The organism is Bradyrhizobium sp. Y36, from assembly GCF_002531575.1.
In the GTDB taxonomy this organism is placed as follows: Bacteria; Pseudomonadota; Alphaproteobacteria; order Rhizobiales; family Xanthobacteraceae; genus Bradyrhizobium.
The window spans coordinates 12,643-35,528 of record NZ_NWTI01000018.1; the positions used below are offsets into that span (position 1 = coordinate 12,643).

Below are 22,886 nucleotides of genomic sequence, written 5' to 3' on the forward strand. Positions count from 1 at the left end.
CGCAACCATGATCCGGCCGCAGCTCCTGTGGCTTGCGGTTCTGCTGGGGCTCTGCCTGCCGGCTGAGGCGCATCAGGTCAACCTTGTGACGGCCCGCGTCGCGCTGGCCGGAGATCGCACGGTGAGCGTCGAGTTGGGCCTGAAGGGCAGCGATATCGATCGCCTGATCGGCGCCAAGGTGTACGATACACGGCAGGACACGGTCGATCCGGCCGCGGTCGAAGCGGCCAAAGCCGCAATCTTCGCCTATCTCGACAAGCATCTGGCCGTCACGAGCGGCGCAACGCCGTGCCCGCGCGGCGATGCCGCGATCCTGCCCGATGGCGACGGCGTCGTCTATCGCAGCCGTTTTGCTTGCGCCAGCATCGCCGGCGCCGTCGTCTACCGCTCCAGCGTGCTGACCGAGACGGATCCGACCGCTCGCCAGGTCGTGCTGATCGCACGAGACAAGTCCGAGACGCAAGCTTTGCTCGACGCGGGCCACACGAGTGTGACGCTTTCGGCGACGCCGTCGTCGTGGCCGACCATCCAGCGCTATCTCCTCGCCGGCATCGAGCACATCTTCCTCGGTTATGATCACATTGCCTTCCTGATCGCCGTGATGCTATGGGCCCGCCGGCTGATTCCCGTCATCAAGATCGTCACCGCCTTCACGGTCGCACACTCGATCACCCTGTCGCTGGCCGCGCTCAACCTCGTCGTCGTCGCCGGCCGCATCGTGGAGCCGGCGATCGCAGCGTCGATCATCTTCGTTGCCGTCGAGAACTTCGTCGAGCGCGACATCGACAGGCGCTGGCGCGTCGCCTTCTTGTTCGGCCTGATCCACGGCTTCGGCTTTGCCGGCGTGCTGCGTGAGGTCGGCTTGCCGCCGAATGCGATCGTGCCGGCTCTCGGTGCTTTCAATATCGGGGTCGAGGTCGGGCAGATCGCGATCGTCGCGATCGTGCTGCAGGTGCTCGGGACGCTGGATCGGTTGACCGCGGCTGATCGCGGCGAACCGGTGAGGGCGGCGAAGCTGGTCTATGCGGTATCCGCGGCAATCAGCCTGCTCGGCAGCTATTGGTTGATCATGCGAGTCCTCGAGGCTTGATCGCGAGCCACGCGTTCGGCTCCACATCCCATCGTCGCGCGTCAGGCCTCTCTCCTCTGCAGGGGCACTCCTTCCCACGATTGCGGTGTGGACTTGAGTTCGTTCGCAAGCCCTGTATAGAACTGGATTAGAAATAGAATGTCGTTCTGTCTAGCAGAACGAAGGCCTTCGAGGGACGAAACGATGGAATCCGAACGCGTTCGCCACGACGCCGATCCGCCGGTGCCATTCACGCCTGACGCCGTTCTTGCGGCTTTCAAGGCGATCCCCGATCTGCTGGCGCGCGACGCGGCGTTGATCGCGCGAGGCCGATGGCTGGACGTCGATTGCCTGCTCGGGCCGAGCACGCAGCCGTTCCACGTCACGATCCGCGCCGGGCAGATCGCCGATATGATTCCTGCGCCGGTGTTGATGCGCTCATGGCGCTTCGCTTATCGCGCGACGCCCGCCGCGTTCGCCGCCTATTGGCAGACGATGCCGCCGGCCGGCTGGCATGACCTTCTGGCGCTGACCAAGCGCGGGCAGGCGACGCTCGAAGGCGAGATCCATCCCTTCATGACTCATCTCCAATACTTCAAGGATCTGCTCGCTCTACCGCGTCGCCACGATTTCGGAGCTGCGTCATGAGCGGCTTCATCGAGCCGATCGTCGGTCGCTACGTTCATGTCGAGATCGACGGTGAGACCAACCGGATCTATTTCGAGGAGAGCGGCAGCGGCATTCCGTTGGTCTGCCTCCATACCGCCGGCTCCGACGCGCGGCAGTGGCGTCATCTGCTGGTGGACGATGAATTCACCAAACATTTCCGCGTCATCGCCTTCGACATGCCCTGGCATGGCAAGTCCAATCCGCCCGACGGCCAATATGGCAGCGAGTACCGGCTGACCACTGCCAGCTACACCGCGACCATTCGCGCGTTCTGCGGAGCGCTCGGGCTGGACAGGCCCGTGGTGATGGGTTGCTCGATCGGCGGCCGCATCGTGCTCAATCTCGCCATCGCGCATGCGCGTGAATTCCGTGCCTTGATCGGGCTTGAGGCCGCGGACTTCCAGCAGCCCTGGTACGACACGGCGTGGCTGAACCGGCCCGACGTCCATGGCGGCGAGATCTGCGCTGCCCTGGTGTCGGGATTGATCGCGCCAAACGGCCCCGAGGCCGCGCGCAACGAAACGCTGTGGGGTTACAAGCAGGGCGGCCCCGGCATCTTCAAGGGCGATCTCCATTTCTATCGTGTCGACGGCGACCTGCGCGGACGCACCTGTGCCATCGACGTCAACCAATGTCCGCTCTATCTCCTGACCGGCGAGTACGACTTCTCCTGCACGCCCGAGGACACGCTGCGCACCGCCGCCAGCATCCCCGGCGCGAAGGCGACCGTCATGGAGCGGCTCGGCCATTTTCCGATGAGCGAAAACCCTGACCAGTTCCGCCGCTACATCGCGCCGGTGCTGCAAGACATTCTCGATAAGCAGAAGTTGTAAACGGGAGGCGTATGTTATGAAGTTGCGTTGGGTGATGGCGGCCGTTCTGGCCGTGCAGGCGAGTGCCGCAATTGCGGCCGACAATGTCATCAGGATCGGCGTGCTCAACGACCAGTCCGGCGTGTTCGCGGACAATGGCGGACGCGGCTCGGTCGCGGCCGCAAAGCTCGCAGCCGAAGATTTCGGCAACGAGGTGCTTGGCAAGAAGATCGAGATCATCTCGGCCGACCACCAGAACAAGCCGGACATCGCGTCGGCCACGGCGCGAAAGTGGTTCGACAATGAGGGTGTCGACATGATCGCGGACGGCGCGGCATCCTCCGCCGGCTTTGCCATCCTCGAAGTTGCCAAGCAGAAGAACAGGATCTTCGTCATCTCCGGCCCCGGCTCGTCCGATTTCACGGGGAAGTCCTGCTCGCCGGTCAGCTTCCACTTCAACTACGACACCTATGCGCTGTCGAAGCTCACGAGTGACGCGATTACGCGCGCCGGTGGCAAGACCTGGTATTTCGTCACGGCCGACTACGCCTTCGGTCACGCGCTGCAGCGCGACGCCACGAAGTTCATCGAAGCGGCGGGCGGCAAGGTGATCGGCTCGGCCGCCCATCCGCTCGGCACCGCCGACTTCGCCTCGTTCCTGTTGCAGGCGCAGGGCTCCAAGGCCGACGTCGTCGGGCTCGCGACCTCTGGCGCGGATGTGCAGACCGCAATCAAGCAGGCCGGCGAGTTCGGCGTCGTCGAGGGTGGCCAGAAGCTTGCCGGTCTGCTCGTCTTCATCACCGACGTGAATTCGCTCGGCCTGAAGGTCACGCAAGGCCTGCAGGTGACGACCTCGTTCTACTGGGATCTCGACGAGCAGACCCGGGCCTGGTCGAAGCGCTACGCCGGCCTGATGGACGGCAAGGTTGCCAGCATGGTGCAAGCCGGTGTCTACAGCGGCGTCCATCACTATCTCGCCGCCGTGAAGGCCGCCGGCACCACCGACACGACGGCCGTTGCCGCCAAGATGCACGAGCTGAAGGTCAACGACATGTACAACAAGGATGTCGCGATCCGTCCCGACGGGCGCGTGCTGCACACGATGTATCTGGTCCAGGTGAAGAAGCCGGAGGAATCCAAGTACAAGTACGATTATTACCGTGTCGTCAGCTCGAAGCCGGGCGACGAGGTGTTCCGGCCGATGAGCGAGGGCGGTTGCCCGCTGGTGAAATAGCCGTGCCGACCGGGCGGCATGGTCGCCGTCCGGTCGCAGGATTTCGAGGAGAATACGGAATGTCTGGTTCGATTGGGTTCATCGGTCTTGGCGTCATGGGCGAGCCGATCTGCCGCAACCTGTTGCGCAAGAGCGGACGAGGGGTGCTTGCGTTCGACCTCGCTGCGGAGCCGTTGGCGCGGATCGTGGCTGACGGCGGGATCGCGGCGAACTCGATCGAGGATGTCGTCGCCGGTGCGGAGACGATCTTCCTGTGCTTGCCCAGTGCAAAGCACGTGACGTCGGTCTTCGCCAGCATCCTGCCGGCGATCAGAAGCGGTCAGACCGTGATCGATCTCGGCACCTCCGATGTCGGTCAGACGCGCGCGTTCGCAAAACAGCTCTCCGAGAAGGGCGCGCTCTGGATCGACGCGCCGATCGCGCGCACCCGCCAGGCGGCGCAGGACGGCACGCTCAGCGTCATGGTTGGCGCGACGCCCGAGCAGTTCGCCACGGTCGAGCCGCTGATCCGGCATTTCGCCACCGATGTCACGCTCTGCGGCGGGACCGGCGCGGGGCAGGTGACCAAGATCCTGAACAACATGGTGTTGTTCGAGACGGTCAACGCGCTGGCTGAAGCCGTCGCGCTCGCCAAGCACAGCGGGGTCGAGCCGAAGCTGCTGCTGGAGACGCTGTCGAAGGGATCGGCGGACAGTTTTGCGCTGCGCAATCACGGCATGAAGGCGATCGTCGTCAAGGAGTTTCCGCTGCGGGCTTTCTCGACTGAATATGCCATGAAGGATCTGTCCTACGCGCTGGAGCTGGGAGCCCAGGCCGGCCTGAACCTGCGCGGCGCCGCGCTGATGCGCGAGATCTTCCAGGAGACGATCGACAAGGGCATGGGCGATGCGTACTTTCCTGTCATCGCCAAGCTGATCGATCCCTCTGGATTTCCCCAATAGGAGACCGCATGCCTTCGCCCGGTGTTGCCGCCGTTGACCGCGCCCTGAGCATTTTGGCGACCTTCGAGGATGCGCCGGAGCCGATGACGCTGGCCGAGCTCGCCCGGCGCACCAAGATGTACAAGAGCACGCTGCTGCGTCTCATGGCATCGCTGCAGGAGTTCGGCTATCTCATGCAGCTTGCCGACGGCCGCTATCATCTCGGCCCGACGCCGTTCCGGCTCGGTGCGGTCTACCAGCGCAGCAACAGCATGCATGACCGGGTGGTGCCGCTGTTGCGGCAGCTCGTGGCCGACGGGACCGAGAGCCCCTCGTTCCACGTGCGGCATGACGCCAGGCGCCGGCTCTGCGTCTTTCGCGTCGATTCCCAGCATTCGACGCTGGACCGGGTGGAAGCCGGCATGCTGTTGCCGCTCGATCGCGGCGCGGCCGGCCGGATCATTCTGGCCTTCGACGGCGAGAAGGGCGAGAGCTACGACGAGATTCGCGAGGGTTGTATCGCAGTTTCCTTCGGCGAGCGTGATCCGGACTGCGCCGGGCTCGCCTGTCCGGTGTTCGGACCGGGCGGAACGTGCGTCGGTGCGCTCTCGCTCTCGGGGCCTAAGCCGCGCTTCACGCGGGACAACATCAAGACGATGACGTCGCTGCTGCTGAAAGCCGCCCTCCGCCTGACGCGCGCGCTGGGCGGCCCGACCGACCGGCTCGACAGCGCCTTGGCTGATGCAGCCGAGGAGGCGATTCCCGCGCGCCGGGCACGGCGATAGAAGCCTACTGCTTCTGCAGCAGCTTGAGCCGGCAACGCAGCGCCTCGCGGATATGGGCGCGCGCGAGCTGCTCGGCCTTGTCGCCGTCGCGCGCCGCGATGGCCGCGATGATGGCCTGGTGCTCGCCGTGGCTGGTCGAGGGACGTCCTGTGACGGTGAAGGTGGTCGGGCCGAGCAGGGCGATCCAGTCCTGCAATTCGCGCGAGGCGTTGTCGAGATAGCGGTTGCGCGCGGCACGGCAGATCGTTTCGTGGAAGGCGCGATTCAGCCTTGCCATGTCTCCTGCCATCTCGGCGGCGTCGGTCGCGGAGGCCTCGACGAAGGCCTGCTCGATGTCCCTGAGCGCCTCGATCTCGGTGATTGAGGCGTGCTCCGCGGCAAGGCGCGCGGCGGCGCCCTCCATGATCTCGCGCATGGCGTAGAGTTCGAGCACCTCGGAGATGTCGAGGTTGCGCACGATCACCCCGCGGCCGGCGGCGGGCTCGACGAAGCCGCGCGCGGCGAGCCGGCCCAGCGCTTCACGCACCGGCGTGCGGCTGACCTTCAGCCGTTGGGCGACCTCTTCCTCGCGCAGGCGGTCGCCGGCGCGATAGCTGCCGGCCTGCAGCGCCTCGCAAAGCGAGCGGAACACGGCTTCACCGAGCGCAACGCCGCCGCCGCGCGTTATCGATCGGCCTGTCTTTGCCGGGCGTCTGGCCATGATCCCTCGGGGGCATCCTGCCCATGCAGAGATGCCGCTTGCAGGCCCTCTGTATATCTTTGTATACAAACGTGCGCAATGGTTGTCAGGGTTGACCGGGACTGCCGGTGGGCAGAAAGTTTCCAACCTTGTCGCATCGGGCAAACGGCATGAGCAGCAAGTACGACGTGCTGGTGATCGGGGGAGGCAACGCGGCGCTGTGCGCGGCGATTGCGGCGCGTCGCGGCGGCGCCTCGGTGCTGGTCCTCGAAGGCGCGCCAAAATTCTATCGCGGCGGCAACACCCGCCACACCCGCAACATGCGCTGCGCCCATGACGCCGCGACCGAAATCCTGACCGGACCCTATACCGAGGAGGAATTCTGGGAGGATCTGCTGCGCGTCACCGGCGGAAAGACCGACGAGGTGCTCGCGCGGCACATGATCCGGGAGTCCAAGGACATCCTGAACTGGATCGTGGAGCAGGGCGTGCGCTGGCAGCCCTCGCTCGGCGGTACGCTGAGTCTCGGCCGCACCAATTCCTTCTTCCTCGGCGGCGGCCGGGCGATGCTGAACGCGCTGTATCTGACCGCCGAGCGGCTCGGCGTCGACGTGGAATACGATGCCGAGGTCACCGACCTCGTGATAGAGGACGGCATGTTCCTTGCCGCCCGCCTCAAGCGGCCGATCAGGGGCGAGACCGAGATCCGCGCCACCTCGCTGGTCGCTGCTGCCGGTGGGTTCGAGGCCAACATCGAATGGCTGAAGCAATATTGGGGCGAGGCCGCCGACAATTTCCTGATCCGCGGCACGCCCTATAATCGCGGCTCGGTCCTGAGGATGCTGCTCGACAAGGGCGTGCAGGAGGTCGGCGATCCCACCCAGTGCCACGCGGTTGCGATCGACGCCCGCGCGCCGAAATTCGACGGCGGCATCATCACAAGGCATGACTCGGTCGTGTTCGGCATCGTCGTCAACAAGCATGCCCAGCGCTTCTACGACGAGGGCGAGGAAATCTGGCCGAAGCGCTACGCGATCTGGGGCCGGCTGGTCGCGGCGCAGCCCGACCAGATCGCCTACATCATCTTCGATTCCTCCGTCGTCACCTCCTTCATGCCGACGCTGTTTCCGCCGATCGCCGGGCAGTCGATTGCCGAGCTTGCCGGCAAGCTCGAGCTCGATCCGGCCGCATTGGAAAGGACGATCACCGAATTCAACGCCGCGGTGCGGCCCGGGACCTTCGATCACACCATTCTGGACGATTGCGTGACCGAGGGCATCACGCCACCCAAGACGCATTGGGCGCGCAGGATCGAGGCGCCGCCTTATCTCGCCTATCCGGTGCGACCCGGCATCACCTTCACCTATCTCGGCACGCGCGTGAACAAGGAGGCGCGGATGCTGATGGCCGACGGCAAGCCGTCCGGAAACATGTTCGCGGCCGGCGAAATCATGGCCGGCAACGTGCTCGGCAAGGGCTACGCCGCCGGCATGGGCATGACCATCGGCAGCGTGTTCGGGCGGATCGCAGGACGCGAAGCGGCGCGCCACGCGAAGAACTAGAAAAAGAGAGACAGGGAGAGACCATGTTGCGCATTGCCATCGCTTCGCTCACGGCGCTGATCGCCGGCCTCGCCCAGGCTGCCGAGCCGATCACCCTGCGCGACATGGGCTCGTTCCATGTCGGCGGGCGGCTCGTCGAAATCTCCGGCAAGCCGGTCAGGGAGGTCGTGTTCACGCCCGGCGGGGTGCCGGCCAAGGTCGATCCCAACGGCACGTATCAGGTCGAGCAGATGTACGTGCAGTATTTCCTCCCCGCGAACGAGAAGGGCGCCTATCCGCTGCTGATGTGGCACGGCGGTGGACTGACCGGCGTCACCTACGAGACCACGCCCGACGGGCGCGAGGGCTGGCTAAATTATTTCCTGCGCAAGGGTTGGGCGGTCTACAATTCCGACGCGGTCGAGCGCGGACGCGCGGGCTGGGCGCAATACCCTGATATCTTCAAGGGTGAGCCGGTCTTCCTCACCACGGCCAATCCGTTCGAGCGTTTCCGCATCGGCGAGGGCCCGGGCTCCTATGACCCCGATCCTGCCAAGCGAAAGCTGTTGCCGGGCAGCCAGTTTCCCGTCGAGGGCTACGAGAACTTCGTCAAGCAGAACGTGCCGCGCTGGACCACGACGGACGACGCGATCGTCGCCGCCTATATCGCCGAGATCGATCGCGTCGGCCCGTCGGTGATCCTGTTCCACAGCCAGGCCGGCAGCTTCGGCTTCAAGGTCGCGCAGGCGCGGCCGGACAAGGTCAAGGCGCTGATCGCGATCGAGCCCGCCGGCATCGGCGATCCCGCCAAGGCGGACGTGCTGAAGAACATTCCGACCCTCATCGTCTATGGCGACTATATCGAGAAAGACTCGCGCTGGCCCAAGATCCGCGCCAACGGGGTCGCCTTCGCGGACGCCATCAGGGCGGCCGGCGGCAGTGTCGACATCGTCGATCTCCCGCAAGCCGGCATCAAGGGCAATTCGCATATGGTGATGATGGACAAGAACAACCTCGAGGTCGCAGCCCTGATCCAGAAATGGCTCGAGGGCAAGGGCTTGACGAAGTAGAGCCATGCACGGAACACGAATCCTGGACGAAGCCGACCGTCTGATGACGGTCTGCAATTCCTGCCGCTACTGCGAGGGCCTGTGCGCTGTGTTTCCCGCCATGGAGATGCGCCGTGCCTTCTCCGACGGCGATCTCAACTATCTCGCCAATCTCTGCCATTCCTGCGGCGCCTGCTATGTCGATTGCCAGTTCTCGCCGCCGCATGAGTTCAACGTCAACGTCCCGAAGACGCTCGCCGTCGCGCGCGCCGAATCCTATGCGGCCTATGCCTGGCCCGTCGCGCTGTCCGGCGCGTTCGCGCGCAACGGCCTCGTCATCAGCATCGTCGCCGCGCTCAGCATGGCGGCCTTCATTCTGGGCTTTGCCGCCCTCAATGACCGCAGCGTGCTGTTCGGCGTGCACACCGGTCCCGGCGCCTTCTACAAGCTGATGCCGCACAATGCGATGGCCGCCTTGTTCAGCGCTGCCTTCCTCTATGCCATCCTCGCGCTGGTCATGAGCGTGCGGGCCTTCTGGCGCGACATCGGTCCCGCCGTTGGCGGTCGCGCCGACGGCGGCTCGATTCTCCAGGCCATCCGCGATGCCGGCGAGCTGCGCTATCTCCATGGCGGTGGTGTCGGCTGCTACAACGAGGACGACAAGCCGACCGACCGGCGCAAGCTGTATCACCATCTGACCTTCTACGGCTTCATCCTGTGCTTCGCCGCGACGTCGGTGGCGACGCTCTATCACTATCTGCTTGCGCGCGAGGCGCCGTACCCGTGGTGGGACGTGCCCGTGGTGCTTGGCACGCTCGGCGGTATCGGCCTCATCGTGGGGCCGGCGGGGTTGTTTTTGGCGAAGCTGCGCAGGGCGCCGGAATTGCTTGACGAGACCCGCTACGGCATGGATGTCGGATTCATCGCCATGCTGTTCCTGACAGGCCTCACGGGCATGCTCCTGCTGCTTCTGCGCGAGACCGCCGCGATGGGGCCGCTGCTGGCGCTGCATCTCGGCGCAGTGTTCGCGTTGTTCATCACCATGCCCTACGGCAAGTTCGTGCATGGCATCTACCGCTTCGCGGCCCTGGTTCGCTATGCGCAGGAGCGCCGCAGCGAAGCCGGCGCTTGAAGGATCAGCCGCCCTGGAAACGGCCGTCGCGCAGGAAGGCGATAGTCTGGTCGATCACGGTGGCATGACGCGGGAGGCCGGTATGGGACACCCTCACGACGACATGGTCGGCCATGCCTGAAAGCATCGCGCTTTGCACCGAGACCCGTCCGTCGTTCGGCCTCGGCAGAACCAGCAGGCCGGCGACGGGGTCGATGAAGCGGCTTCCCGCAATCACGCCGACGGGATAGTCCACTGCGGGCAGGGTGTTCGGCCGAGGCCCGGTCGTGAGTTCGAGCCCGGCGGGCCCGTAGAAGGCGCGGTAGAGACGGGATCCGCTCAGGAGATCGGCGACTTCGCTGCCGCCGTTCGGCGTGCCCAGCATCACGACGCCGGCAAGCCGGTCCGGACGATATTTGGCGATATAGGCGCGGGCCACGAGGCCGCCCATCGAATGCGCAACGAAGTGCAGCGGCGCATCACGTTCTGCGAAGCCGGCAACGGCTTCATGAATGTCGTCCGCGAGCGCTGCGATCGGCTTCCTGCGGCTGGAATAGTCGATGTTGAGTGTCGTGAAGCCGCTCGCCCGGAGCGCCCGTTCCAGTTTCCTCAGGGATGCCGAGGTCCGCGCGATGCCGTGAAGCAGAACAACTCCGGGGCATCGCGCGTCGCCTGATTGAGGCACCTCGTGCATCTCTCTTTACGCCACCTCGCGCTCCGGCGAGGACGTCTGCTCGCGGGCCATCGTCGTTGCCGTGACATAGTCGGTCTTGCCGGTGCCGAGCAGCGGCACCTTGTCGACCACCATGATTGCCGCGGGAACAGTCAGCTCGGAGGCGCCGATTGCCTTGGCCTGGGCCTGCATCGCGCTGCGCTCGGCGGTCTTCTCGGTCGTCAGCAGCACGATGCGCTCGCCCTTGCGCTGGTCGGGGATCGATACCGCGACCGAAGCGGCCTGCGGCCACAGCGTGGTCGCGATGGCTTCGACCGCCGACAGCGAGACCATCTCACCCGCGATCTTGGCAAAGCGCTTGGCGCGTCCCTTGATGGTGATGAAGCCGGCGGCGTCGATCGCCACGATGTCGCCGGTGTCGTGCCAGCCGTCGGGGAGCACTTCGAGCACACCGGGGTTTTCGGCCCTGAGGTAACCGAGCATCACGTTCGGGCCGCGCACGGAGAGGCGTCCGCCTTCCTCGATGCCGGGGACCGGATCGAGGCGGCTTTCCATCAGTGGCGAGAGACGGCCGACGGTGCCGGGGCGGTTGGCCATCGGCGTGTTCATCGCCAGCACCGGCGCCGTCTCGGTGACGCCGTAGCCTTCAAGGATGCGGATGCCGTAGCGCTCCATGAACACCTGGCGCGTGCGGTCCTTCACAGCCTCGGCACCGGCGATCACGAGACGCAGGGTGCGGAAGTCGTAGGCGTGCGCCGAGCGGGCGTAGCCGGTGAGGAACGTGTCGGTGCCGAACAGGATGGTGGCGCCGGTCTGATAGATCAGCTCGGGCACGATCCGGTAGTGCAGCGGCGACGGGTACATGTAGATCGGAATGCCCGCGAGCATCGGCATCATCATGCCGCCCGTGAGCCCGAACGAGTGGAACACCGGCAGGACGTTGAACACCTTGTCGTTGGCGTTCGCATCGACCCGCGCCAGCGCCTGTGCCGCATTGGCGAGGATGTTGCGGTGGGACAGCACCACGCCCTTCGGGGTTCCTTCCGAGCCCGAGGTGAACAGCACCACGGCCGGGTCGGTTGCCTCGCGAACGACGCGGGGTGTCGTGCCGGCGAGCAGGCCCTTGATCTTGTCGGCCACGCCGATCGAGGCGCGGACGTCTTCGAGATAGACCACGCGCGCTTCGGCGGAGATCGCGGCCATCAGCTTGTCGAGCTTGCCTTTCTCGATGAACGCCTTCGAGGTCAGCACGGTCTTGACCTCTGCGGCCTTCATCGCGGCGAGCACGTTGACCGGACCTGCCGAGAAGTTGAGCATCGCCGGCACCCGGCCGATGTTCTGCAGCGCCATGAAGACGACGGCGACGCCCGCCGAATTCGGCAGCAGCACGCCGACATTCTCGCCGACGGCAGTGCCGGTCTCGAGCTTGCGGCTGAGAACCTGCGCGCCGAGGATCAGCTTGCGATAGGTCAGCTTGGTGCCGAGCGCGTCCTCGATGATGACCTTGCCGGTGTCGCGGTCGCGATAGGCGTGCCCGAGCGCCTCGAACAGCGAATGATCGAGCATGGCGTTCTTGACGAGAGCGTCGATCATCACGTCCTGAAGCGCGGCGCCTGCGGCATTGCGGCGGGCCTTGCCCTTCAGCGCGGGATCGACCGGCAGCTTGACGGGCGGCAGGATCGTGACCGTCACCCGCGGAAACCACGAGCGCTTGATCTGGCTGGAGTTGAGGTAGCTGAGATGCGAACGCTGCGCGCCTTCGATGCGCACGGGCACGACCACGGCGTCGGCCTTGTCCGCGATCATCGCGGTGCCGTCATAGACCTTCATCAGCGAGCCCGAGACGGTGATGCGTCCCTCCGGGAAGATCACGACAGGCTCGCCGGCGGCGACCAGCTTGATCAGGTCGCGCGCGGCCAGCGGCTTGGTCGGGTCCATGGTGTAGTGCTTGACGACGCGCAGGAACGGCTTTGCCCACCAGGCCTTGGCGATGCCGGTATCGACCGCGAAGCTCGCGTCGATCGGCAGCACGGCGTGCAGCAACGGGCCGTCGATCAGGCTGACATGGTTCGGCGCGATCAGCATCCGCGTGCCGGGAGGCGGCAGGTTTTCGAGGCCGCGCACCTCGGTGCGGAAGAGAGCACGGAACAGGAGGCCGCCGAAATCGCGCACGCCTTCCTTGCCCCACTTGGTCAGCACGAACCACACCGCGCCGAAGCTGGCGACGCCGAGTCCGAAGAAGATCCAGCCGACATGAACTCCGCCCGCCTGCAGCAGCGCGACGAACAGCGAGCCGACCACCATGAAGGCAGCCTGCAGCACGTTGCCGGCCGCGATGATGCGGGCGCGCTCGTTCGGCGCCGACCAGGCCTGGACCGCGGCGAAGGACGGTACGACGAACAGGCCGCCACCGAATGCGAAGGCGACGAAGTCGACCAGCATGCGCAAGCCCGCGAACGATGTCGCGAAGTCGAGCGCGGCGATGTCCTGGCCCTTTGTGGTCGCGGCGATGGCCCAGGCGAGATCGAGGCCGGCGAAGCCCATGATGATGGCGCCGATCGGCACCAGCGCGAGGTTGGGCCGAACGTGGCTCAGGCTGGCTGCGAACAGCGAGCCGATCGCGATGCCGATCGCGAAGATCGCAAGACACAGCGTGACCACCCCCTCGGTGCCGCCGACGACTTCCTTGACCAGCGCCGGCAGCAGCGAGAGTACGATGGCGCCGACCAGCCAAAACCAGGAGACGATCACGGTGCCGTCCCACAGCCGATGATCGGCATGCAACGTCTTCAAAAGGCCGAGCGTCGAGGTCCAGGGATTGGTATCGACGGGCAGGTCAGGCGCGGAAGGCGTCGTCTGCGGAATGCGCGAGGCGAACGCCCACGACAGCAGGGCCAGCACGACCACCGCGGATGCGACCCAGCCCATATGCGCGGAGCCGGCCACGAACTGGCCGCCGGCGACGGTGCCGAGCAGGATGGCCATGAAAGTCGCGCCTTCGACCAGCGCGTTGCCGGTCGCGAGCTCGCCGAGCTCGAGCTGGTCCGGCAGCATCGCGTATTTCACCGGGCCGAACAGGGCGGCGATGACGCCGAACAGGGCGAGCGCTGCGAACAACAGCGGCACCGAGTGCAGGAAGAAGCCGGCTGCGGCAAAGCCCGCAGCGAAGATCTCGGCGAATTTGAGTCGCCTTGCGACGACGGATTTGACGTATTTGTCGGCGAGCTGGCCGCCGAGACCGGACAGGATGAAATAGGGGAAGATGAAGACGGCGCCTGCCACCGTTACCAGCGCATCGCCGTGGCCGGTCGCGGCGCTGTAAAGCAGGATGATGACGAGCGCGTTCTTGAGCACGTTGTCATTGAGCGCCGAGAAGAACTGCGCCCAGAACAGCGGCGCGAAACGGCGTGACGACATCAATTCCCTGATCATGACTAGTCCTGTTTTGGGAAGGCAGAATGAGGTTCGTTACGTTGTCTTGAAGCGTCACGACCGGGAGGGGAGGGAACGAACGACTGCGGGCGGTGATCGCCGGCCTGCCTTGTCCCCCCGATCCCTCTGATCCTGTTGGTCTCCAAGCGGTGTCGTTAGGTTCGCAAATATCTGGTCGCGACCGCACCCGGGTGAGGGGCCGCGCCTCATCGGGTAGGCGCGGAGCGGTGAGGAAAAGCTGAACCGCGTCATTGAAGTCTGGCGAGATCGGCCGCGAACATCGGGACATGGTGAGTCCTTCCTTGCAACCAGATCTTGCATTCGAGCCGACCCGCGTGTGCAGGTCGCGTGCGCCTCAGGTGAGATGGGCGAGGTGGCGAAAGGGCGAGAGGCGGCGGAGCAGGCTGAAACGGCGGCCTTCCTGACGGGCACGCGCGCGGCTCGTCCGCCACATCCGGAAGGTCGCCCGGCGTTCCGAGAGCACGCCGGCGACGTCGCAGGCGTTGGCGATCCGATTGACCGGCGCCATCGCGGCCCGCAGCAGGCCCTGGCCAAATCCGGTCACGAGGGCGGCGGCGTCGTCGATGAAGGTGGTGGCGATATCAACAGCGAGGGTTTGCATTTTGGTCGTCTCCGGGTTAATTTGAACAATGTTCACATGAGTAGCTTGAAAATGAACAATGTTCAAGAAGAATCGCCGCGAGACCAGAAAAAAAATCGGCGGCGGCTCCAGATCCTGGAGATCGCCCGCGGTATCATCGCAACTAAGGGATTGAGATCGTTGAAGGTTCGGGACGTTGCGGAGGCCGCCGGCTGTTCCGTTGGCAGTGTCTATAACGAGTTCGGTGACTTCGACGGGGTGATCCTGACCGTCAATCGCGAAACCGTTCAGGCCCTGACGGCCCGGCTGCGCGGGGTTCCGGCCGACGATCCGGTGCGCCAGCTTTACGGACTTGCCGCGACCTATCTCGAATTCTTCGCCGAGCACGCCAATCTGCTGCGCTCGCTGTTCGAGCATCGGATGGAGGACGACCGTCCCTATCCCGACGACATCCTGCAGATGGTGATGGACGCGTTCGCGCTGATGCATCCACCCCTGGTGCGGCTGCTGCCGGATGCGGACGACGTGAAGATCGCGCTGCTGTCACGCACCCTGTTTTCCGCCGTGCACGGCATCATCTCGCTGGGCCTCGAGGAGCGCATGGTCGCCGTGCCGCCGCAGATGCTGCGTCAGCAGGTCGAACAGTTCGTCGATACCCATCTCGCGGGTCTCGGGATTCTGCCCTTGTCGTGAACAGAGCGAGGGGCCTCAAGCCCGCGCTGCTTCGCGCGGACGGGCTGCGACGACGACGAGATCCAGTCGTCCACTGTCGACCTGAACGCGGTTGCGTCCCTTCTCCTTGGCGCGATAGCAGGCGGCATCCGCGCGCCGCATCGCGTCTTCGAGGGTGGTGTCGCCGTCGGCGATGCAGGCGACACCGATGCTGGCGGTCACCGCAAAGCAGCGATCGTCCCAGGCGAAGGTGAACATCTCCAGCGAGCACCGCAGCCGTTCGGCGATATCGACCGCACCTGCGGGCGAACAGCGCGGCAGGATCAAGCCGAATTCGTCGCCGCCGAGGCGCGCCACCAGGTCGTACGGGCGCCGTTCCTGTTGCAGGAGGCGCGAGATCTGGCAGAGCAGGCGGTCGCCGGCGAGGTGCCCGCAGGTGTCGTTGACGTTCTTGAACTGGTCGAGGTCGAGCAGGATCAGGCTTAGCGAACCTGCCGCGGCGGCGTCCAGCTCGCCTTGCAGTCGCGCCTCGAAGGCGCGGCGATTTGACAGGCCGGTCAGCCAGTCGTGCGACGCCTGGAAGGCCAGACGTTCCTTCTCGGCATGCAAGGCGTCTTCGAACGCCTGTCGTTGCAGCACCAATCGCCGGGTGTGCCAGATCAGGAGCAGGACGAGCGCGATGGCGGTGACGATGTTGATGCCGGTCAGCGTCAGCTTGATGGCGCGGGAGCCTTCGCCGAGAACGGTCGAGAACCGGTTGGCATGCACCGTGAATTGGGCGTTGAGCTCGGAGAGCCGTGACGACAGCACTTGCAGGCGGTGAGGGTCCTGAACAGGACCGTTCTCCCACTCGGAGCGGATGACCTCGCCGAAGATGCTCAGCTCCAGAAGCATGGGGTCGGTAGCGGCCCACTCGCGGATCGCTTCCTGCAGGAAGCTGACGCGGTTGAAATAGCGAAACAGCCAGATCAGTCCCGGAACGTCGTCGGGATGATTGCCGCCTTGCGGGAAGCCGATGCGGGCCGCCTCGACGTCGACCGGATCGCGCTCGAGAGCCCAGCGCGCGAACTCGTCGCCGATGGGAACGGCGAGCGAGGCCTGGTATTGCGTGAACTGGCTTGTGTCGCCCGAATGCAGATAGAGATTGAGGAAATAGACGGCGTTCTTCTGCGAGCGCGACCACAACGCTTCGCCCGCGACATAGGCGCGAACCGACGACATCACCTCGAGGCTGAATCCCGCGACCGCCGCCTGGAGCACGACGACCATCACGAAAGGCGAGACAAGCTTGATGACGTGAAGGAAGCTGCGTCCCTTCATCGACGTCGCTGTTCTGCGAAACACCCTGCGTTCCCCAAATCGCGCCATGCCCCCAAGCGGAGCGCTGCGACTGCAACGCGAAGTAGATGCGATGGTTGCTTAACTCCACCTGAAATGCGCGGAGGAGCGCATCGCAGGGTGAAGGCGTCGTGAAACGATTGCGCGCAGATTGCTTCAAATGCCGGGAAACCGGGCGAACCAACGCGTCACGTTCGCCGCGCGCACATTGCTCGACGAAGAGACCCTGGTGCGCGGCTAGACCAGCACCGGCTTGCGCACGCGGCCGGCGTCGCCGAACACGCGCAGGTACCGCTCGATCTCCGAAGGCATGCCGGTCGCCTTCTCCGGATTGTCGGAGAGCTTGACGGCGGGACGGCCGTCGACCGACGACACCTTGCAGACCAGCGAGATCGGATCGAGATTGAACGAGCCGTCCGGCGTACAGCCGACGAAGTCGTTGGTGAGGTTGGTGCCCCAGCCGAAGGAGAGCCGCACCCGGCCGGCGAAGTGATGATAGGTCTCCTCGATCGAGCCGACATCCATCGCGTCGGAAAAGACGAGCAGCTTGTCCTTGGGATTGCGACCCTTCTTCTCCCACCAGGCGATGATCTCCTCGCCGGCCTGGATCGGCGGCGCGCTGTCGGGCCGGAAGCCGGTCCAGTCGGCGACCCATTCCGGCGCATCGCGCAGGAAGGCCTTGGTGCCGAAGGCATCGGGCAGTGCGATCAGAAGGTTGCCGCCATAGGTCTGGCGCCACTGGTCGAGAATGCGATAGGGCGCCCAGCGCAGTTCCTCGTCGTCCTTGGCGAGCGCGGCCGCGACCATCGGCAGCTCATGCGCATTGGTGCCGATGGCTTCGAGATCGTTGTCCATCGCGAGCAGCACGTTGGACGTGCCGATGAAGGACGAGCCGAGACCCTCCTTCACCGCCTCCACGCACCAGCGCTGCCAGAGGAAGCCGTGACGGCGGCGGGTGCCGAAGTCGGACAGGCGGAGATTTTCCAGCCTGCGAAGACGCTCCACCTTGGTCCAGAGCTTGGCTTTGGCGCGGGCATAGAGCACGTCGAGCTCGAAGCGGCCGCGGCCTTTGATTGCCGCGCGCGAGCGCAGCTCGTTGAGGATCGCAAGGGCCGGAATCTCCCACATCGAGGTGTGGGTCCACGGCCCGTGGAAATGCAGCTCGTACTGGCCCTCGACCTTGCGCAGCTCGTATTCGGGCAGGCGGAATTCGGCCAGCCAGCGGATGAAGTCCGCCGAGAACATGTGGGTCTTGCCGTAGAAGGTGTTACCGGCAAGCCAGATCAGCTCTTTCTTCGTGAAGCGGATGGTGCGGGCGTGGTCGAGCTGGGCCCGCAGCTCGCCCTCGTCGATGATCTCGGCAAGCCGGACATGACGCGAGCGGTTGATGACCGAAAAGGTCACCTTCTGATCCGGGTAGTCCTCCCGAATCATTTGCAACATCAATAGCTTGTAGAAGTCGGTATCAAGCAGGCTGCGGATGATGGGATCCAGCCGCCAGCTGTGATTGTAGGTCCGGCTCGCAATGTCGGTCACTGTCATGGAGCGATTTTAGCGCGGCTCCCCTTGCGCAACCAGTGGGTTTGGGAAGGGACAGTCTTGCGCAGGACGGCCCCTCGATCAGGACTTGGCCGCCGTCGCTGCGACCGTCTCGAGCTGGCTCCTGACCCAACGATGGGCCGGGTCCTTCTGATAGCGCTGGTGCCAGACCATGAACATCGGCAGCTCGGCGAGCGTCTGGGTCCGGGACGCCAGCGGAATCCGCGTCTGCGCGAAACCGCGCATGATCCCGGGCGCCAGCAGGCTCGGCATGCTCGCCAGCATCTGCGAGCCGCGAAGGAAGGATGGCACGCCGGAGAAGCTCGGCACCGAGATCGCGATGTCGCGGTGAAGACCGTTGGCCGCCAGCCGGCGGTCGAAATCGAGCCGCTCGTTGTCGGTGTAGACGACGGTGATGTGCCGCGCCGCGAGATAGGCACCGCGGCCGGTCGGGGCGGTGCGCATCTTGGGATCGAAGTAACAGACGTAGTGATCGCTCAGCAACCGCTTCTGCACGATGTCGACACCGGATGGCGGCAGTGGCGTGATCAGGACGTCGCAACGATTCTCGCGCAACATCGCAGGCGAGGGCGACTGCGAGGGAATCACGCGCAGGTTCAGGCCTTTCACCTGTGCGGCGACATGAGCGAAGAAACGCGGCAGCAGCAGATCGCGCTGGAAGTCGTTGGCGGCGATCGTCAGCGACAGCTGCGCGCGGGCCGGCTCGAACGTGACACCGCCGGCAAAGCTGCGCATCTCGTCGATCAGCGCCCGTGCCTTCGCGGCGAGGGCCTGGGCATGCGCGGTGGCGACGATGCCGCGGCCGGATTTCGCGAAGAGCGGATCGCCCGCGATCCGCCGCAGCTTGTTCAGGGCGTGGCTGACGGCGGATTGCGTCAGGCCGAGCCGCGTTGCCGCCGCGGTGACCGATCCCTCCTCCAGCACGGCGAGGAACAGTTCGAGCGCGTGGCCGTCGAGGGCCAAATGATCGATTTCTTTCATGCAATATATTATAATCGATCTATTTATCCGAGGAATAGTCCGCGTCATGATCTCCCGATAAGCCGCGTCCGGACCGGGCGCCCCAGGGAGAGACACGATGAATGCCCAGGCGCCAGCCTTGCGGGATCCCCGCCTCAACCGTCCCGAGCCCCTGACGCCGCCGCTCGGCGACGGCGGCTTCTTCCAGCGTGATCGCTCCATCCACCCGCCCGCACATGCGCCCGGCTACAAGTCCTCGGTGCTGCGCTCGCCGCGGCAGGCGTTGCTGTCGCTGGAGAATTCGATTTCGGAGATCACCGGGCCGGTGTTCGGCCACAACGATCTCGGCCCGCTCGACAACGACCTGATCCGCAACTACGCCAAGGACGGAGATCCCGTCGGCGAGCGCATCATCGTCCACGGCCGGGTGCTGGACGAAACCGGCAGGGGCGTTCCGAATACGCTGGTCGAATTCTGGCAAGCCAATGCCGGCGGCCGCTACCGGCACAAGAAGGACACGTACCTCGCGCCGATCGATCCGAATTTCGGCGGCTGCGGCCGCGCGCTGACCGACGACACCGGCTATTACTATTTCCGCACCGTGAAGCCGGGCCCCTATCCCTGGCGCAACTACGTCAACTCCTGGCGTCCCGCCCACATCCACTTCTCGGTGTTCGGCTCGGGCTTCGCGCAGCGGCTGATCACCCAGATGTATTTCGAAGGCGATCCCCTGATCCCGATCTGTCCGATCCTGACGACGATCCCGGACAAGGATGCGCTCGATCGTCTCGTGGCACCGCTTGATCTCAACGCCTCGACGCCGTTCGACTCGCTCGCCTATCGCTTCGACATCGTGCTGCGCGGCCAGCGCTCCACCTATTTTGAAAATCGCACCGCGGGGAACTGAGTCCATGCCGCAGCCGCTCAACTATCTCAAGGAAACCGCTTCGCAGACGGCCGGGCCTTACGTCCATATCGGACTGATCCCCGCCATGGCCGGTTTCGACATCTTCGAGAAGAATTTTTCCAACGTGCTGGTGACGCCGAATACGGAGGGCGAGCGCATCACGCTGGAGGGCAAGGTGCTCGACGGCACTGGTACACCGCTGCGCGACGTGCTGCTGGAGATCTGGCAGGCCAATGCCAGCGGCCGCTACAATCATCCGGCCGATCGTTCGGCCGGCGCGCTCGAGCAGGCGTTTCGCGGCTGGGGCCGCGCCGGCTCCGATTTCGAGAGCGGTCTCGTGACCTTCGAGACCATCAAGCCGGGCGCGATCACCGACAAGGCGGGCCGGACATGCGCGCCGCACGTCAATGTCTGGATCGTCGCGCGCGGCATCAACATCGGCCTCAACACCCGGCTCTATTTCTCGGACGAGGAAGCCGCCAACGCCGCCGACCCCGTGCTCAACTTGATCGAACAGCCGTCCCGGCGCGGGACGCTGATCGCCAAGCGCGGCGAGCGCGCCGGCAAGGTCGTGTATTCCTTCACGATCAATCTCCAGGGGCCCGAGGAGACGGTGTTCTTCGACGTGTGAGGCCCCAAAGCATGATCCGGAAACGTGCGAAGCGGTTTTCCGAAAGGATCATGCGTCAACAACACCCCAAAGCGCGATGACGTTTCATCCAAATCTCATCGCGCTTCAGGCCTCTTCGCCATGGAGCTGCGCGCGGAAGGCGCGCGGTGATGTGCCCGTGGCTGCGGCGTAGACGCGGCTGAAATAGGCGGGATCCTCGAAGCCGAGCGTGTAGGCAATCGTCGAGACCGGCAGATTGGTGTAGACGAGGTTGCGCCGCGCCTCGCGGATCAGCCGGTTGAGGATGAGGTGCGAGGCGGTGTCGCCGGTCGCGGCCCGTGTGATCCGGTTGAGATGCGTCGGGGTCACGGCCAGCGCCTCGGCGTAGTCGGCGACGCTCCAGCGTTCCAGGTGATGCTGCTCCAGCAGCGCCTCGAAACGGCGGAACAGGCTGGACTCGACCGCGCCGTTGCCGCCGCTCTCGCTCGTGAGCGCGCGTGCCACCAGCCCGATCATGGCGGAGGACAGGGCGCGCAGCACGTGGGCGCGGCCGAAATCGCGCGCGGCATGTTCGGCGAAGATCTGCTTCATGGTGGCGCGGATCTGCGGCGTGCCGCGCACCACGGCCGAGCGCGACAGCGCACCGCGCAGGCCCTCGGCCGCGAGCAGCGCCTCGTCCAGGATCTCCGCGGCGATGGTCAGCACCCATCCTTGCGTATCGGGCACGAAGCGGAAGCCGTGAACGTGGCCGACCGGCACGTTGACGACCTGCATCGGCTTGAGCGGCACCACCCGTCCGTCCAGCGTCGCCTCGCCGCCGCCGCGCTCGATCAGCAGCACCTGGTGCAGCCGGGCGTGGCGGTGCACGGCCAGCGTCCAGTCGTGCAGCACCGAGCGGGACGCGATGGTCTCGCAATGCACGACGTCGGGCAGATCGCCGGACTCGCCGAACAGATTGTAGATCCGGATCGCGGGGGCTGCGCTTCTCATGTTCGAATAGTACAAGACAATGGCAAAAGCCTCCATCGGTCTGCGGCATCAAATCTGCAAAAAAGTGCCGACGGGAGGACGCAAAAATGAAGGTTCAGGTCTGTATCATCGGCGGCGGGCCGTCCGGGCTGTTGTTGTCCCAGCTCTTGCACCTCAAGGGTATCGACACGATCGTGCTGGAAAAGTACAGCCGGGAGCACGTGCTCGCCCGCATCCGCGCCGGCGTGCTCGAGCACGGTTTCGCCAAGTTGATGCGCGAGGCGCAGTGCGGCGAGCGGATGGACCGCGAGGGTGAGATTCACACCGGGTTCGAGATCGCCCATGACGGCGTGCTGTCCAAGATCGATCTGCACAAGCATTCCGGCGGCAATTCGGTGCTGGTCTATGGCCAGACCGAGCTGACGCGCGACCTCTACGAGGCGCGGGATCGCCTCGGCGGCAAGGTCGTGCACAATGCGGAGGACGTGACGCCGCACGATCTGACGTCGGACCGGCCCTACGTGACCTACCGGTCGAACGGCGAGGCCGTCCGCGTCGATTGCGACTACATCGTCGGCGCTGATGGCTTCCACGGCGTCAGCCGCAGGTCGATTCCGAAGGACGTCCTGCGCGAATACGAGAAGGTCTATCCGTTCGGCTGGCTGGGGGTGCTGTCGCGCACCAGGCCGGTGTCGCCGGAGCTGATCTATGCGAAGCACGAGCGCGGCTTTGCGCTATGTTCGCTGCGATCGCAGGTGCTGAGCCGCTACTACGTCCAGGTGCCGCTAACCGACAAGGTCGAGGATTGGTCGGACGATGCGTTCTGGGCCGAGCTGAAGCGGCGTCTGCCCGAACAGGTTGCGGGCAACCTGATCACGGGACCGTCGATCGAGAAGAGCATCGCGCCGCTGCGCAGCTTCGTCGCCGAGCCGATGAGCTACGGCCGCCTGTTCCTCGCCGGCGATGCCGCACACATCGTGCCGCCGACGGGCGCGCGCGGGCTGAACAGTGCCGCGTCCGACATCTATTATCTCTACCACGCCATGCTCGCGCATTATCAGAGCGGCGATGATTCCGGCCTCAAGGGCTATTCTGCCAAGGCGCTGGCGCGGATCTGGAAGGCGCAGCGCTTTTCCTGGTGGATGACGATGCTCTTGCATCGCTTCCCCGACCGGCTCGACTACGAGGATCGGTTGCAGCAGACGGAATTGGAGTATCTGCTCTCGTCGGAGACGGCGCAGCGCCTGCTTGCGGAGAATTATGTGGGGCTGCCGTTCTAGATGCCTTCTTCCCTC

The 22,886-nt window shown here is 65.1% G+C and carries 20 protein-coding genes; 13 read left to right on the top strand and 7 right to left on the bottom strand.

Translation table 11 applies throughout. The annotated features are described in order from the left end of the window. Positions 1 to 7: 7 nt before the first annotated feature. From CO669_RS25695 to CO669_RS25720, 6 genes are all read left to right on the top strand, one after another. Positions 8 to 1,090 carry a HupE/UreJ family protein gene (locus CO669_RS25695; RefSeq protein ID WP_097662735.1) on the top strand — a complete coding sequence of 361 codons (1,083 nt, stop codon included), beginning with the start codon at positions 8 to 10 and terminating at the stop codon, positions 1,088 to 1,090. Positions 1,091 to 1,273: 183 nt separating this feature from the next. Beyond that, a complete protein-coding gene (locus CO669_RS25700; RefSeq protein WP_097662736.1) occupies positions 1,274 to 1,717 on the top strand; it encodes a hypothetical protein in 444 nt (147 codons plus the stop codon). Further along, positions 1,714 to 2,571, top strand: coding sequence for an alpha/beta fold hydrolase (locus tag CO669_RS25705; protein WP_097662737.1), 858 nt, complete (start codon positions 1,714 to 1,716; stop codon positions 2,569 to 2,571). Before CO669_RS25700 ends, CO669_RS25705 begins: the two co-directional genes overlap by 4 nt. A gap of 16 nt (positions 2,572 to 2,587) precedes the next feature. Further along, positions 2,588 to 3,784, top strand: coding sequence for an ABC transporter substrate-binding protein (locus tag CO669_RS25710; RefSeq protein ID WP_097662738.1), 1,197 nt, complete (start codon positions 2,588 to 2,590; stop codon positions 3,782 to 3,784). A gap of 59 nt (positions 3,785 to 3,843) precedes the next feature. Then, the gene (locus tag CO669_RS25715) at positions 3,844 to 4,725 is read left to right on the top strand and encodes an NAD(P)-dependent oxidoreductase (RefSeq protein WP_097662739.1); all 882 of its coding nucleotides are present in this window, start codon (positions 3,844 to 3,846) and stop codon (positions 4,723 to 4,725) included. An 8-nt stretch (positions 4,726 to 4,733) separates the two neighbouring features. Beyond that, positions 4,734 to 5,489, top strand: a complete 756-nt coding sequence (locus CO669_RS25720; RefSeq protein WP_097662740.1) for an IclR family transcriptional regulator — start codon at positions 4,734 to 4,736, stop codon at positions 5,487 to 5,489. A gap of 4 nt (positions 5,490 to 5,493) precedes the next feature. On the opposite strand, the gene CO669_RS25725 is transcribed toward CO669_RS25720, so the two are convergent. After that, positions 5,494 to 6,189: a GntR family transcriptional regulator gene (locus CO669_RS25725; RefSeq protein WP_097662741.1), complete on the bottom strand. Its 696-nt coding sequence runs from the start codon at positions 6,187 to 6,189 to the stop codon at positions 5,494 to 5,496. A gap of 149 nt (positions 6,190 to 6,338) precedes the next feature. On the opposite strand from CO669_RS25725, the gene tcuA reads away from it, so the two are divergent. From tcuA to tcuB, 3 genes are read left to right on the top strand one after another with little or no spacing between them, the layout of a single operon-like run. Beyond that, entirely contained in the window at positions 6,339 to 7,730 is a 1,392-nt protein-coding gene (gene tcuA, locus CO669_RS25730; RefSeq protein ID WP_097662742.1) for an FAD-dependent tricarballylate dehydrogenase TcuA, read from the top strand. A gap of 23 nt (positions 7,731 to 7,753) precedes the next feature. Further along, positions 7,754 to 8,779, top strand: a complete 1,026-nt coding sequence (locus tag CO669_RS25735) for an alpha/beta hydrolase (RefSeq protein WP_097662743.1) — start codon at positions 7,754 to 7,756, stop codon at positions 8,777 to 8,779. 4 nt (positions 8,780 to 8,783) lie between these two features. Beyond that, positions 8,784 to 9,890, top strand: a complete 1,107-nt coding sequence (gene tcuB / locus CO669_RS25740; protein WP_097662744.1) for a tricarballylate utilization 4Fe-4S protein TcuB — start codon at positions 8,784 to 8,786, stop codon at positions 9,888 to 9,890. Between the two features lie 4 nt (positions 9,891 to 9,894). On the opposite strand, the gene CO669_RS25745 is transcribed toward tcuB, so the two are convergent. Then, positions 9,895 to 10,563, bottom strand: coding sequence for an esterase/lipase family protein (locus tag CO669_RS25745; RefSeq protein WP_097662745.1), 669 nt, complete (start codon positions 10,561 to 10,563; stop codon positions 9,895 to 9,897). A 6-nt stretch (positions 10,564 to 10,569) separates the two neighbouring features. Beyond that, on the bottom strand, positions 10,570 to 13,974 hold the full coding sequence (locus CO669_RS25750; protein ID WP_097662746.1) for an acyl-[ACP]--phospholipid O-acyltransferase: 3,405 nt from the start codon (positions 13,972 to 13,974) through the stop codon (positions 10,570 to 10,572). Positions 13,975 to 14,647: 673 nt separating this feature from the next. Here CO669_RS25750 and CO669_RS25755 point away from each other — a divergent pair. Then, a complete protein-coding gene (locus CO669_RS25755; protein ID WP_198964271.1) occupies positions 14,648 to 15,268 on the top strand; it encodes a TetR/AcrR family transcriptional regulator in 621 nt (206 codons plus the stop codon). Positions 15,269 to 15,283: 15 nt separating this feature from the next. Here CO669_RS25755 and CO669_RS25760 read toward each other — a convergent pair whose 3' ends face one another. From CO669_RS25760 to CO669_RS25770, 3 genes are all read right to left on the bottom strand, one after another. Continuing rightward, positions 15,284 to 16,591 (bottom strand): GGDEF domain-containing protein, encoded by a 1,308-nt coding sequence (locus CO669_RS25760; protein ID WP_097662747.1) that lies wholly within the window; start codon positions 16,589 to 16,591, stop codon positions 15,284 to 15,286. A gap of 231 nt (positions 16,592 to 16,822) precedes the next feature. Further along, the gene (pncB, locus tag CO669_RS25765) at positions 16,823 to 18,127 is read right to left on the bottom strand and encodes a nicotinate phosphoribosyltransferase (RefSeq protein ID WP_097662748.1); all 1,305 of its coding nucleotides are present in this window, start codon (positions 18,125 to 18,127) and stop codon (positions 16,823 to 16,825) included. Positions 18,128 to 18,205: 78 nt separating this feature from the next. Further along, complete coding sequence (locus tag CO669_RS25770) at positions 18,206 to 19,126, bottom strand: LysR family transcriptional regulator (RefSeq protein ID WP_198964264.1); 921 nt, start codon at positions 19,124 to 19,126, stop codon at positions 18,206 to 18,208. Positions 19,127 to 19,223: 97 nt separating this feature from the next. On the opposite strand from CO669_RS25770, the gene pcaH reads away from it, so the two are divergent. Continuing rightward, positions 19,224 to 20,012: a protocatechuate 3,4-dioxygenase subunit beta gene (gene pcaH, locus CO669_RS25775; protein ID WP_097662750.1), complete on the top strand. Its 789-nt coding sequence runs from the start codon at positions 19,224 to 19,226 to the stop codon at positions 20,010 to 20,012. A gap of 4 nt (positions 20,013 to 20,016) precedes the next feature. Further along, complete coding sequence (gene pcaG, locus CO669_RS25780; protein WP_097662751.1) at positions 20,017 to 20,643, top strand: protocatechuate 3,4-dioxygenase subunit alpha; 627 nt, start codon at positions 20,017 to 20,019, stop codon at positions 20,641 to 20,643. A 105-nt stretch (positions 20,644 to 20,748) separates the two neighbouring features. Here pcaG and CO669_RS25785 read toward each other — a convergent pair whose 3' ends face one another. Next, positions 20,749 to 21,648 carry a helix-turn-helix domain-containing protein gene (locus CO669_RS25785; protein ID WP_097662752.1) on the bottom strand — a complete coding sequence of 300 codons (900 nt, stop codon included), beginning with the start codon at positions 21,646 to 21,648 and terminating at the stop codon, positions 20,749 to 20,751. 50 nt (positions 21,649 to 21,698) lie between these two features. Here CO669_RS25785 and pobA point away from each other — a divergent pair, with 50 nt between their 5' ends. Beyond that, entirely contained in the window at positions 21,699 to 22,871 is a 1,173-nt protein-coding gene (gene pobA / locus CO669_RS25790; RefSeq protein WP_097662753.1) for a 4-hydroxybenzoate 3-monooxygenase, read from the top strand. Positions 22,872 to 22,886: the final 15 nt, after the last annotated feature.

Excerpts from the sequence above, each read along its gene's own strand:
- CO669_RS25750 (WP_097662746.1), bottom strand. The coding sequence starts at position 13,974 with ATGATCAGGGAATTGATGTCGTCACGCCGTTTCGCGCCGCTGTTCTGG.
- tcuB (WP_097662744.1), top strand. The coding sequence starts at position 8,784 with ATGCACGGAACACGAATCCTGGACGAAGCCGACCGTCTGATGACGGTC.
- CO669_RS25715 (WP_097662739.1), top strand. The coding sequence starts at position 3,844 with ATGTCTGGTTCGATTGGGTTCATCGGTCTTGGCGTCATGGGCGAGCCG.
- CO669_RS25785 (WP_097662752.1), bottom strand. The coding sequence starts at position 21,648 with ATGGAGGCTTTTGCCATTGTCTTGTACTATTCGAACATGAGAAGCGCA.
- pcaH (WP_097662750.1), top strand. The coding sequence starts at position 19,224 with ATGAATGCCCAGGCGCCAGCCTTGCGGGATCCCCGCCTCAACCGTCCC.
- pobA (WP_097662753.1), top strand. The coding sequence starts at position 21,699 with ATGAAGGTTCAGGTCTGTATCATCGGCGGCGGGCCGTCCGGGCTGTTG.
- CO669_RS25695 (WP_097662735.1), top strand. The coding sequence starts at position 8 with ATGATCCGGCCGCAGCTCCTGTGGCTTGCGGTTCTGCTGGGGCTCTGC.
- CO669_RS25755 (WP_198964271.1), top strand. The coding sequence starts at position 14,648 with ATGAACAATGTTCAAGAAGAATCGCCGCGAGACCAGAAAAAAAATCGG.
- CO669_RS25770 (WP_198964264.1), bottom strand. The coding sequence starts at position 19,126 with ATGAAAGAAATCGATCATTTGGCCCTCGACGGCCACGCGCTCGAACTG.
- CO669_RS25720 (WP_097662740.1), top strand. The coding sequence starts at position 4,734 with ATGCCTTCGCCCGGTGTTGCCGCCGTTGACCGCGCCCTGAGCATTTTG.
- CO669_RS25710 (WP_097662738.1), top strand. The coding sequence starts at position 2,588 with ATGAAGTTGCGTTGGGTGATGGCGGCCGTTCTGGCCGTGCAGGCGAGT.
- pncB (WP_097662748.1), bottom strand. The coding sequence starts at position 18,127 with ATGACAGTGACCGACATTGCGAGCCGGACCTACAATCACAGCTGGCGG.
- CO669_RS25705 (WP_097662737.1), top strand. The coding sequence starts at position 1,714 with ATGAGCGGCTTCATCGAGCCGATCGTCGGTCGCTACGTTCATGTCGAG.
- pcaG (WP_097662751.1), top strand. The coding sequence starts at position 20,017 with ATGCCGCAGCCGCTCAACTATCTCAAGGAAACCGCTTCGCAGACGGCC.
- CO669_RS25735 (WP_097662743.1), top strand. The coding sequence starts at position 7,754 with ATGTTGCGCATTGCCATCGCTTCGCTCACGGCGCTGATCGCCGGCCTC.
- CO669_RS25700 (WP_097662736.1), top strand. The coding sequence starts at position 1,274 with ATGGAATCCGAACGCGTTCGCCACGACGCCGATCCGCCGGTGCCATTC.
- tcuA (WP_097662742.1), top strand. The coding sequence starts at position 6,339 with ATGAGCAGCAAGTACGACGTGCTGGTGATCGGGGGAGGCAACGCGGCG.
- CO669_RS25725 (WP_097662741.1), bottom strand. The coding sequence starts at position 6,189 with ATGGCCAGACGCCCGGCAAAGACAGGCCGATCGATAACGCGCGGCGGC.
- CO669_RS25745 (WP_097662745.1), bottom strand. The coding sequence starts at position 10,563 with ATGCACGAGGTGCCTCAATCAGGCGACGCGCGATGCCCCGGAGTTGTT.